Source organism: Vicinamibacterales bacterium, from assembly GCA_036504215.1.
Lineage (GTDB): Bacteria > Acidobacteriota > Vicinamibacteria > Vicinamibacterales > Fen-181 > FEN-299.
In genome coordinates this window covers 107,176-118,946 of the sequence record DASXVO010000016.1, presented here as the reverse complement: position 1 = coordinate 118,946, position 11,771 = coordinate 107,176, and the positions used below count along the sequence as shown (strand labels likewise).

Annotated in this window: 9 protein-coding genes; 7 read left to right on the top strand and 2 right to left on the bottom strand. The window is 68.3% G+C overall.

All coding sequences use genetic code 11. The features are described 5' to 3' along the window. Nucleotides 1-13: 13 nt before the first annotated feature. Entirely contained in the window at nucleotides 14-1,078 is a 1,065-nt protein-coding gene (meaB, locus tag VGK32_03120) for a methylmalonyl Co-A mutase-associated GTPase MeaB (GenBank protein HEY3380730.1), read from the bottom strand. A 105-nt stretch (nucleotides 1,079-1,183) separates the two neighbouring features. Continuing rightward, a complete protein-coding gene (locus VGK32_03115) occupies nucleotides 1,184-1,567 on the bottom strand; it encodes a hypothetical protein (GenBank protein ID HEY3380729.1) in 384 nt (127 codons plus the stop codon). Nucleotides 1,568-1,634: 67 nt separating this feature from the next. On the opposite strand from VGK32_03115, the gene VGK32_03110 reads away from it, so the two are divergent. The 7 genes from VGK32_03110 to VGK32_03080 all read left to right on the top strand — a co-directional run bounded on the left by VGK32_03110 (nucleotide 1,635) and on the right by VGK32_03080 (nucleotide 11,765). Further along, nucleotides 1,635-3,947, top strand: a complete 2,313-nt coding sequence (locus VGK32_03110) for an ATP-binding protein (GenBank protein ID HEY3380728.1) — start codon at nucleotides 1,635-1,637, stop codon at nucleotides 3,945-3,947. Continuing rightward, complete coding sequence (locus VGK32_03105; protein HEY3380727.1) at nucleotides 3,947-4,780, top strand: sugar phosphate nucleotidyltransferase; 834 nt, start codon at nucleotides 3,947-3,949, stop codon at nucleotides 4,778-4,780. The genes VGK32_03110 and VGK32_03105 overlap by 1 nt, the downstream gene beginning before the upstream one ends. Further along, on the top strand, nucleotides 4,777-6,111 hold the full coding sequence (locus tag VGK32_03100) for a galactokinase family protein (protein HEY3380726.1): 1,335 nt from the start codon (nucleotides 4,777-4,779) through the stop codon (nucleotides 6,109-6,111). The genes VGK32_03105 and VGK32_03100 overlap by 4 nt, the downstream gene beginning before the upstream one ends. Nucleotides 6,112-6,231: 120 nt before the next feature. Then, nucleotides 6,232-6,933 (top strand): lipid-binding SYLF domain-containing protein, encoded by a 702-nt coding sequence (locus VGK32_03095; protein ID HEY3380725.1) that lies wholly within the window; start codon nucleotides 6,232-6,234, stop codon nucleotides 6,931-6,933. Between the two features lie 10 nt (nucleotides 6,934-6,943). Next, entirely contained in the window at nucleotides 6,944-8,293 is a 1,350-nt protein-coding gene (gene glmM / locus VGK32_03090; GenBank protein ID HEY3380724.1) for a phosphoglucosamine mutase, read from the top strand. A gap of 17 nt (nucleotides 8,294-8,310) precedes the next feature. Continuing rightward, on the top strand, nucleotides 8,311-9,666 hold the full coding sequence (glmM, locus tag VGK32_03085) for a phosphoglucosamine mutase (protein ID HEY3380723.1): 1,356 nt from the start codon (nucleotides 8,311-8,313) through the stop codon (nucleotides 9,664-9,666). 62 nt (nucleotides 9,667-9,728) lie between these two features. Next, a complete protein-coding gene (locus tag VGK32_03080) occupies nucleotides 9,729-11,765 on the top strand; it encodes a family 20 glycosylhydrolase (GenBank protein HEY3380722.1) in 2,037 nt (678 codons plus the stop codon). Nucleotides 11,766-11,771 lie beyond the last annotated feature (6 nt).

Sequence of the window (11,771 nt, the reverse complement as noted above, 5' to 3'; positions counted from 1 at the left end):
GGACCGCCCACTTCTAGTCGCGCGGCGGTTCGCGCGCGGCGTCGGTTTCCACCTGTCTCCGCCTCACCGTCTCCGCCAGGAGCCGATCGGTCAACTGGCCGACGGTGAGGTCTCCCGCCAGAATCGACGCCACGGCGTGGCCCTCGTCGTCGAGGCGGCCGAGCGTCCCTTGGATGCGACGCGTCGCCTCTTCGAGGACAGCATCCCGAACGTCCTGCGCAACCGTGTCCAGGCGGTGTTGCTGCCAGGCCGGGGAGTGTTCGGCGGCGAGGCGCTCCAGCCCATCGACCAGTTCCTCGACGCCTCGACCGACCTCCGCGCTGACCAGGAACGTCGGCGGATCGGTCCCCAGGCCGGGGCGCCGGGTGAGCCGTGGAGAAGCGGTGTCCTGCACGATGCGCAGCGTGGCCAGGAGTTCCGTGTGCAGGCGGTGCGCGTCCGGTCGGTCCGCCTTGTTCACCACGAACACGTCGCCGATTTCCATCAGCCCGGCCTTGAGGAGTTGGATGCTGTCGCCCTGGCCCGGGGCGAGCACGATCATGACGACATCGGCCACGCCCGCGACCTCGACCTCGCTCTGGCCCACGCCGACCGTCTCGATGATCACGACGTCGCATCCGAGGAGCGCCATGATTCTGACGACGCCCTTGACGCCGAGCGCCAGACCGCCCAGGTGGCCTCGGGAGGCCATCGAGCGGACGAATACCATCGGGTCGATGGCATGGCGCATCATGCGAACGCGGTCACCCAGCACGGCTCCCCCGGTGAACGGTGACGACGGGTCCACGGCGACCACGCCAATGCGCCGGTCGGGCAGGCGGGAACGGTACTCACGGATCAGGGCATCGGTCAGGGTGCTCTTGCCGGCCCCTGGGGCTCCGGTGATGCCGACGAGCAGGCGGGGGAGGAGTCCGACGCTGGCGGCCTCGCCGCCGTCGAGGCCGGCCGTGGCCTGGTACACCTCCGGCAGGCGCTGCGGCTGATCGGCCACAACCGACATCAGGCGCGCGGCGGCGCGGACCGAACCGGGGCCGCCGGAGAGCGCCAGGCGGACGAGCGAAGCCAGTGAGGTGGGCATGCCACCGTGAAGTGTACAGGAACGAGGACGCGCCGCATCCCGGAGGTCGGTCGCCGGGATGCAGCGGCAATCGATGCGGGGGCTCCGGGCTCCGGACCGGAGGGACTAGCTGACGACCGCCGGAGGTGCCGCGGGTTCCGCGACGACGGCTGCCGGTTCGGGTGCCGGGGCCGGCGCGGGTGCTGCCACCTCGACGACCGGAGCCGGGGGAACGGGACTCGGAGCGGCCTTGCGCTGGACCTTCTTCTTCGGCGCCGGCTTCTTCGCGACCGGCTTCTTCGGCGCCGGCTTCTTCACGGCCGGCTTCTTCGCGACCGCCTTCTTCACGGCCTTCTTGGCCGCCTTCTTGGGAGATGCCTTCTTGGCCACCCTCTTGACGGCCGGCTTCTTCGTGACCTTCTTGGGAGCCGCCTTCTTGGGGGCCGCCTTCTTCTTGGGGGCTCGCCGTTTCGGGGTCCCGGATGACTTCCCTGTCGCCTTCTTCGCCATCTGTGCCTCCTTCAACGCCGAAGATGTGTCATGGCCGCGTGGCCGGCGCGATTATAGCGCAAAACCGATGCGAATCGACTTCAACACCGACACTGGCCGGCTGTGCTATGCTGCGGGGCCGATGCCAGCGTCCCTTCGCCGAGATCCCATCTGCATTCTCTCCGTCGCGTGCTTCCTGTGCATTGCGGGTGTGTACCTGATCGCGTCGTCGTCGGACCCGCTGAAGGCGTTTCTCGCGACCTGGTCCGACGTTCCCACAATGGGCCTCGCGCTCTACGCCGCCTGGCGGGCGGTCGGGCGAGAGTCCACGGTAGCTGGGCGCCGCTTTCGCACGCTCATCGCCGCCGGCCTCTCGTCCTGGGGCGCGGTCGTGCTGCTCAACGTGTCGGTCCCCGAATCCAGTTGGAGCGGGGGCCTCGTTCTGGTCACCGACTGCGCATTCCTGCTCTTCTATCTCGCCTTCATTCTCGCAAGCGACCTGAGGGCTCATGCGGCGGCAGAAACCGAGCCCGTGTCGTGGCGGGTGGCGGTCGAGTGGGCGGGCGCGGCGGTGTTTGCGTTTGGTCTCCTCGCGTATTTCATCCTGATTCCGGCCCGTGTGATTCCGAGCGTCTACGCGACGTCGGTGCCGTCGCTGGCCCTGTTCGTGACGCTCGACGTCGTGCTGCTGGCGAGATTTGGCTGGCTCGTTCGCACGGCCGGGCGCGGACCCTGGCGCGTGATCTACGCGACGGTCGTCGCGTCGTTCGCCATCACGCTCGTGTCCGACGGGATCGAGTGGTTCTCGTACTTCCGCGGCGTCAAGCCGCAGTCCGGAGACATCTCGGACATCGTCTGGGCGGCGCAGTTCGTGCTGTATGTGATTGTCGCACGGCTGCCCGGCGGCCCGCCCGACGAGGTCGGCTCTCGTCACAATCTCCACCTGTCCGGCGACGATTCCGACCGCCTTCGGGGTCGAAATATTCTCGCATCACTGCTGCCGTACGCGTTTGCACTGCCGGTGCTGCACCTGGCGGGCCGTCTGGCTGGTCTGCTGGACCCGGCGGCGGATCGCTACCGCGAAGCGGTTGTGCTCGGATCGATGCTGGTGCTGGGTGCGCTCGCGATTGGGCACCACCTGCTCCTGGACCGCCGGTACCGCGAAGTGCGAACGGACCTGAACGTCGCCCGGGACCAGCTCCAGCAGTCACGCAAGATGGAAGCGCTCGGCCGGCTGGCCGGCGGAGTGGCGCACGACTTCAACAATCTGCTGTCGGTGATCCTCGGCTACGCGGAGTTGCTGATGGGGCAGCGAACGCTGGACGAGGGTGTCTCGGACGCCGTGGAGCAGATCCGGCAGGCCGGCGAGCGTGCGGCGGCCGTGACGCGTCAGCTCACCATATTCAGTCAACGGCAGGCGAACCGGGGTCGCTTGCTCGATCTCGACCGCGCGATCGCCGGCAGCGAACCGCTGCTGCGGCGCCTGGCCGGAAGCCACGTCACGGTGAAGGTGGTGCCCGGCGCGCCAGACGCGTGGCTGATGGCCGACCCGAACCAGTTGGAGCGCGCCCTCATCAATCTCGCGGCCAACGCGAAGGAGGCGATGCCCGAGGGTGGCGTCCTCACGATCATGACTCGCGCGGTGGAGATCGGTGCCGGTGGATCCGAGCGGATCGGGACCGCGCCTCCTGGGTCGTACGTCGAGATCCGAGTGGCCGATACTGGCACTGGGATGGACGACGAGGTGCAGGCGCATCTGTTCGAGCCGTTCTTCACGACCCGCTCGCGCGACCAGCATCGCGGTCTCGGACTCTCGCTGGTGTACGGGATTGCCATGCGGTCTGAGGGTCATGTGCACGTGGAGAGTGAGAAGGGGAGAGGCACGACCGTTCACCTGTTGTTCCCACGCCGGGACGCGCCGACTGCCGTCGAGCCCCTGCGTCCGGCGGCAGCGGTGGAGCGGAGCGCGACCGTGCTCCTTGCGGAAGACGAGCGCGGACTGCGGCGACTCATCAAGTCGTGCCTGGAACGGGACGGTTTCGTCGTCCTCGAGGCAGCCGACGGGCGCGCGGCGTTGGACATGGCTGCCCGGCACGATGGGCGGATTGATGTGCTCCTGACCGACGTCGTCATGCCGGGCCTCAATGGCCGTGAACTGGCCATCCGGCTCCTGCCCGAGCGTCCGGAGATGCGCGTGCTCTTCATCTCGGGCTACGCGCCGGATACGCTGGGCGACTTGAAGGTCGCGGACGCCGACCCGGTCCTGCTGCAGAAGCCGTTTGCGATGCGCGACCTGGTCGAGGTCGTGCGACAGCTCGTGTCGGCCCCCGGCGCAGGATTCGGCGGCCCGGAACCCGACGACGGGGCTGCGCAGGTCGAGGCCGTGACGGGTGCGGAGTGATGGGCTACGAAACGGCGGACGTGATCGACAAGGCGGTCGTCCTCGCGCGCGGGCTGGGCACCCGCATGCGCCGCGCGGCGCAGGACGCCGTGATCGACGAGAACCAGGCCGTGGCCGCGGACGCCGGCATGAAAGCGATGATTCCGGTCGGTCGGCCGTTTCTCGACTATGTGTTGAGCGCGTTGGCGGACGCGGGATTCACGGATGCATGCCTCGTGATCGGTCCCGAGCACGACACCGTTCGGGACTACTACACCCGCCAGGTCACGCCGACGCGCATCCGCGTGCACTTCGCCATCCAGGAACTGCCGCTTGGGACGGCGAATGCCGTGGCGGCGGCCGAATCGTTTGCTGCGCGCGATCAGTTCCTCGTCATCAACTCGGACAACTACTATCCGGTGTCCGTCTTCGACGCCGTGCGCCGACTGGGACACACCGGGCTTGCCGGCTTCAACCGCGCGGCGCTCGTGCGCGATGGCAATGTCGATGACGCACGGGTGGCGAAGTATGCGGTCCTCGACGTGGACGCGGGCGGGATGCTCTGCGGCATCATCGAGAAGCCGGACGCCGACACCTGGTCGCGCGTCGGCCCGGACGCGCTCATCAGCATGAACTGCTGGCGCTTCGGCCCGGTCATCTTCGAGGCGGCGCGACGCATCGAGCGATCACCGCGGGGCGAGTTCGAGCTGGCCGACGCCGTGAAATACGCGATGACGCGTCTGGGGGCGGCGTTTCGTGTCGTGCCTGTCAGGGCAGGCGTGCTCGACCTGTCGACGCGCGGCGACATTTTGTCGGTGGCCAGCCGGCTCGAGCGGGTGGAGGTGCGGTTGTGACGAGGGCATTCCGTCTGGCCCCTGGCCGTCTGCAGGCGGCACACGGCCGGGTGGTCGACGGCCAGGCGCGGCTGGTGCGGGCAGCACTCGTGGACGCTGGCGCGGGCAAGCCGGCGGCGGCCTTCTGGGTGCCCGGGCGGATCGAGGTGCTCGGGAAGCACACGGACTACGCGGGAGGACGCAGCCTGGTCTGCGCGGTGGAGCAGGGCTTCGTCGTCGCGGCGGCGCCGCGCCGCGACAGTGGCGTGCGAGTGTTCGACGTGGCGCGCGGACGGGAGGCGCGTCTGAGCCTGGATGAACAGCTGGGCCAGCCCGCCGAGTCGTGGGCGCGCTACCCGTGGACGGTGCTGCGCCGGCTGTCCCGAAATTTTCCGGACGCCCGCCAGGGCGCGGACATCGCGTTTCTCAGCAACCTCCCGCTCGCGTCCGGCATGAGCAGTTCGAGTGCCTTCATGGTGGCGATGTTCCTGGCGATCGCCGAGATCAACGACCTCTGGTCGGCGGACTCCTTTGTCCGCGAGGTGCACGGCGCCGAGGCCCTGTCTGGCTATCTGGCTACTGTGGAAAACGGTCAGAGCTTCGGGGCGTTGACCGGAGATCGCGGTGTGGGCACGTTCGGTGGGAGTGAGGATCACACCGCGATGCTCTGCTGCCGTGCCGACCAACTGAGCGTCTACGCATTCTGTCCCGTTCGGCACGAACGCCAGATTGAGTGGCCTGCGAGGCATCGATTCGTCGTGGCGATGAGTGGCGTGATGGCGGAGAAGACCGGGGGCGCGCGCGACGCGTACAACCGTGCGTCACTCGCTGTCCGCGCCGTTCTCGATGTGTGGCGCTCGGCATCCGGCCGCCAGGATGCATCGCTGGCGGACGCGGTCAGGGTGGCCGGGGCCGAGGCGGTGCGTGACGTGCTTCGACGGACCTCCGTGGACGGCTTCTCGACCGACGCGCTGGTCGATCGCCTCGATCAGTTCGTCGCGGAGAGCGAACAGATCATCCCTGCCGCCACCGAAGCGCTCGACGCCGGCGACCTCGACCGTTTCGGTGCGCTCGTCGATCGGTCCCAGGATCTGGCCGAGCGTGCGCTGCGCAACCAGGTACCGGAGACCATCGCGCTGGCGCGGTCGGCGCGCGAGTTGGGCGCCGTGGCGGCCTCGGCATTCGGCGCCGGGTTTGGCGGGAGCGTCTGGGCGCTCGTCGCCGAGGGCCTGGTTGCCGACTTCGCCCGTCGATGGGAGAGCGGCCACCGTGCCGCGTTCCCCGAGTCATCCGCACGGGCTGCGTTCCTGACGACTCGCCCTGGTCCCGCAGCCATGCCGTTGTCGCATTGAGATGGGCCCGTGGGCAGGCGAATGTCTCCCTGTTCGCTTCGCCATCCCGGTCGACCCGGTTGCAGTAGAATGGTCGCGGGTCGTTAACCCGGTTCACCGATCACCCGAAAGGAGGGCACCGTGCGTACCCAGTCGCATGTGGTGCTAGTCGGAATCGTTGCTGCGTTGCTGCTCCTGGCCATCAGTCCGCTCGTCTCGGCGCAACGGTCTGAGCAGGCGCGGGTGGAAGACGCGGCGACGGTGTTCACCGAGATCATGCAGGCTCCCGATGGCGGCATTCCGCAAGGCGTGCTCCAGAAGGCGGAAGCGGTCGTCATTTTCCCCGGCGTGCTCAGGGCGAGCTTCGCCGTCGGCGGGCAGTGGGGCCGCGGGGTCATCTCGGCCCGCGACCGCAAGACCAACACTTGGTCGGCGCCGGCCTTCATCACGATTGCAGGAGGGAGCTTCGGCGCGCAGGTCGGTGCGCAGTCGATCGACCTCGTGCTCATCGTCATCGACCGTGTCGGACTGCAGCGACTGCTGAGCAACGAGTTCAAGATTGGTGGCGAGGCGTCGGTGGCGGCCGGCCCGGTAGGGCGGTCACTGGAGGCGGCAACCGACATCCAGATGCGCGCGAAGATTCTCAGCTATTCGCGCAGCCGCGGCCTGTTCGCGGGCGTGGCGATCAATGGTTCGAACCTCGGGGCCGACCGCGACGCCAACGAACGGTTCTACGGCGAGCGGCTCGGGAGCCGGGAAGTCATCGACCAGTTGTCGTCGAAGCCCGACCTCCCCGCGTCGGTGGCCCGTCTGCGCAAGGTGCTCGCCGACTACGGCGGATAGCAGCAGGGTGATGAAGCCACTCAAGATAGGCGTCAGCGGCGTGCGCGGCGTCGTCGGCGAGACGCTCACCCCCGATCTCGTCGTCGGATTCGCGCAGGCCTTCGGTACCTACCTCGGCCCGGGCCGCATCCTCGTCTGCCGCGATACCCGGCCGTCCGGCCCGATGGTGGCGTCGGCCGTGATGGCCGGCCTGCTGGCCACCGGCTGCGACGTAATCGATCTCGGTGTGTGTCCGACGCCAAGCCTCCAGTTGGCGATCACGTGGCTCGAGGCGCAGGGCGGGATCTCGATCACCGCCGGCCACAACCCCGCCCAATGGAACGCGCTCAAGTTCGTCCGCCGCGACGGGCTCTACCTCATGCCCGGCCAGGCGGAGGAGTTGCTCGACATCTACCATCAGGGCCGCTTCGAGAAGGCCACGTGGGACCAGATCCGGACGCGTGTCGAGTCCGGCGAAGCGGTCCAGCATCATCTGGACGTGTTAACGGCGAGCTTCAACCTGGCAACACTCCGAGCGCGACGGCTCAGGGTGGCCGTCGATTGCTGCAACGGCTCGTGCTCGCTGCTCGCGCCGAGGTGGCTGGCCGACATGGGTTGCGAGGTGCTGGCGATCAACGATGATCCCGCCAGTCCGTTCCCGCACACGCCGGAACCGCGGCCGGATACGATGGGGCAGGTGCGTGCGCTGGTGAAGGCGGGGCACGCCGACCTGGGGCTCGTGTACGACGCCGACGGAGAACGGCTCGGCCTGGTGGACGAGACCGGGCGCGCACTGTCCGAGGAACTGACGCTGGTGCTGGCGACCGACATCGCCCTACGACAGCGCGTCGGGCCGGTCGTGACGAACGTCTCGACCACCATGGCGGTCGACCGGATTGCCGCGCGCTACCGGGCGCAGGTCATCCGCACTCCGGTCGGGCAGGCGCACATCTCCGAGGCGATCGTCGAACACGGTGCGGTGATCGGCGGCGAAGGAAACGGCGCCGTGGCAGTGCCCCGCGTGCAGGCGTCGCACGACAGTGCGGCGGCGACAGGCCTCATCCTGTCGTATCTCGCCGAGTCGTCCTCGCCACTGTCGGCGCTGATGGCCGACCTCCCGCAGTTGGCGATGATCAAGGAGCACGTCGCGATCGAGCCGAGCGTGATCTACACGGCCCTGCAGGAGTTCCGCGACAGTGTCCAGGACGAACCCGGCACCGAGATCGATCTGTCGGATGGCGTGAAGGTCTGTTTCCCGGACGGGTGGGTGCACGTGCGCGCATCGAACACCGAGTCGATGATCCGCGTGATCGTGGAGGCCGACGCGGCCGGCCGGGCCGGCGACCTGATGGACTGGGCGAGGGACCGCCTGAGGCGGTAGCACGCGAGAAACCCGCTATGCGAGCGATTCCAACGCTGAAGATCAGCATTTCTGGCGTGCGGGGCGTGATCGGCGACTCACTGACGCCGGACCTGCTCACGCGGTTTGCCCAGGCGTTCGGCACCTACATGGGATCCGGCCGCGTGGTTGTTGGCCGCGACACGCGGACGTCGGGAGAAATGGTTCGGCAGGCCGTCGTGTCCGGACTGTTGTCCTCCGGGTGCCGGATCGTGGATGCCGGCGTCTGTCCGACGCCGACCGTGCAGTTGCTGGTGCGCCGGCTCCGCGCGCAGGGCGGCATCGCGATCACGGCCAGCCACAACCCGCCCGAGTGGAACGCGCTGAAGTTCATCGGGCCGGATGCGCTGTTCCTCAGCGGGGCCCGCGGCCGCGAGTTGCTGGGCATCTACCATCAGGGTGAGTACACGAAGGCTCGCGCGATGAGACTGCGTGCGGTGGAGCCCATGCCCGGGGCCCTGGACGTGCACATCGAGGCCGTGATGGACGCGGTTGGGCCGCTGCCGCAGACGGGCCGTCGCCTGCGGGTGGTGCTGGACTCGTGCAATGGCGCCGGGTCGCTCGTCGGGCCTCGCCTGCTGGAGGCGCTGGGCGTCGATGTCATCGGCATCAACGTGACGCCGGATGGACGGTTCCCGAGGCCTGCCGAACCGACCCCCGAGAACCTGGAGGCGCTTTGCGCGGCGGTCCGGGAGCATCGGGCGGACATCGGCTTCGCCCAGGATATGGACGCCGACCGCCTCGCGATCGTCTCCGAACGCGGTGAGCCGATCGGCGAGGAACGAACGCTGGTGCTGGCCGTCGAGCATGTGTTGGGGCGAACGCCTGGTCCGGTCGTCGCGAATCTTGCGACCACGCATGCGCTCGAGCCGGTGGCGCAGCGCTTCGGCTGTTCCGTGTTTCGCACGCCGGTCGGCGAAGCCAATGTCACCGAAGGCATGCAACGGCATCGCGCCGTCGTTGGCGGCGAAGGTAACGGCGGCGTCATCTATCCGCGGATCAACTTCGCGCGCGACAGCCTGGTCGGCATGGGCCTGATCCTGCACAGGCTCACCGACTCCGGGCGGACCGTATCGGACCTCGTGGCCAGCCTCCCGGCGTTCGAGATCGCCAAGATCCAGTTTCCGTTCCCGTCGCAACGCCTCGGTGAGATCCTCCGGAAGGCGCGTCGCGAGTTCGGCGACCGCCCGATGGATCTGCGCGACGGTGTCAAGGTGATGCTTCCTGACGCCTGGTTCCTGCTGCGCGGCTCGAATACCGAGCCCGTGATGCGGGTGGTGGCCGAGTCGACGAGTGAAACCGCGGCCCGCGAACTGGCGGAAACGATCCGTGACAAGATTTCGGGGTGGCTCTAGACTCTGGGCTCCTGACTCCTGGCTCCTGACTCATCAACTCCCCGTCCCCCCGGAGGCGACACATGGCCTGGCGATCGGTGCGTGCACTCATCCTCGTCATCTCGGTCCTCCTCGTCGCCACGTCGCTGACCGCACAAGCCGTTTCGCCCCACAACCTGATGCCCGTGCCGTCGAGCGTGTCGCTGCAGCCCGGCGGCCTGGCGCTCGACGCGCGATTCGGTGTGGCGCTCAAGGGGCACAGGGACCCGCGGATCGACGCGGCCGTCGAACGCACGCTGCAGCGCATCACGACCATGACGGGCGTCCTCCTGGTCAGGACCGGTGCCACGCCACGGCTGGTTGTCGCCTGCGATCACGGGGTGAACCGCATCCAGGGAGCGGTGGAGGACGAGAGCTACGCGCTGAGGGTCGCGCCTGATGGCGCCACGCTGAATGCCCCGACGCCGTACGGCATCCTGCGCGGTCTCGAGACGTTTCTCCAACTCGTCGAGCAGTCGCCTTCGGGGTTCGTCGTGCGTGCGGCGACGATCGAGGACCGCCCGCGATTCCCCTGGCGCGGCCTGATGATCGACGTCTGCCGCCACTGGATTCCTGCCGAAGTCGTCAAGCGCAACCTCGACGCCATGGCGGCGATGAAACTGAACGTCTTCCATTGGCACCTGTCGGAGGATCAGGGGTTCCGCGTCGAGAGCCGGCTCTTTCCGCGTCTTCAGGGGATGGGCTCGGACGGCTTGTTCTTCACTCAGGCAGAGATCCGGGACATTGTCCGCTACGCGGCGGCACGCGGAATCCGTGTCATCCCCGAGTTCGACGTGCCCGGGCATTCCTCGTCGTGGCTCGTCGGGTATCCGGAACTGGCGGCGGGGCCTGGTCCCTTCGAAATCCAGCGGAAATGGGGCGTGTTCGACCCCGTGATGGATCCGACCAACGAGCAGGTCTACAGGTTCCTGGACAAGTTCTTCGGCGAGATGGCGGCGCTGTTCCCCGACGAGTACTTCCACATCGGCGGCGACGAAGTGAACGGGGTGCAGTGGAAGGCCAACCCGAAGATCCAGGCGTTCATGCAGCGGCACGGCTTGAAGACGCCCGAAGATCTGCAGGCGCACTTCAACACCCGCGTCGTGGCGATCCTCAAGAAGCACGGCAAGCGGGTGATCGGCTGGGACGAGATTCTTCACGGGAACCTGCCGAACAGTGCGGTGATCCACTCATGGCGCGGGCCTGACTCGCTCGCGCAGGCAGCGCTCGGCGGGTACAGCGGCATCCTGTCGAATGGCTACTACCTCGACCTGATCTGGCCGGCCTCGCGGCACTATCTCGTGGACCCGATGGGCAAGAGGGCGGCGGATTTGCCGTCCGAGGCGAAGGCTCGAATCCTGGGCGGCGAAGCGTGCATCTGGGCCGAGTGGGTGACGCCAGAGACCGTCGATTCACGCATCTGGCCGCGCATGGCCGCCATCGCGGAGCGCCTCTGGTCGCCCGCCACCGTGACGGACGTGCCGGACATGTACCGGCGGCTGGCGGTCATCAGCCGCTGGCTGGAGCCGACCGGGGTCAGACATCGCGCCAACTACGGCCCCATGCTCGACCGGCTGGCCGATCATCGGCCCACCGGGGCGCTCGAGGGCGTGGTGGACATCCTGGAGCCCGTCCGCGACTACAATCGCGGTCGCGCGGTCGCCTATACGAGCCTCTCGCCGCTGAACCGCCTGGTGGACGCGGCCAGACCCGAGAGTGACAAGGCGCGGGACTTCGCCCAACTGGTGACCGGGCTACTGGCAGATCCGGCGAGGCAGTCGAATCGTGAGGTGATTGCGACGTGGCTGCAGGTGTGGCGACAGCAGGCACAGGGCGCCCAGGCCGTTCTCGATAGCGCGCTGCTGCAGGACGCCGGGCCCGTCGTGAAGAACATCGAGGCCGTGTGCGCCCTCGGCCTGCGGGCGCTCGACGCCCTCGACAAGAAGGCGCCGCTCGCCTACGGCGCAGATGACCGCGAGGCGCTGGAGCGGAGTCTCAAGCCGACCGCCGAGGTGCATCTGATGATTGCGCCGCCGATCAAGAAACTGGTGGACGCCGCGGCCGGCCAGGCCGGCCGCTGACGCCGC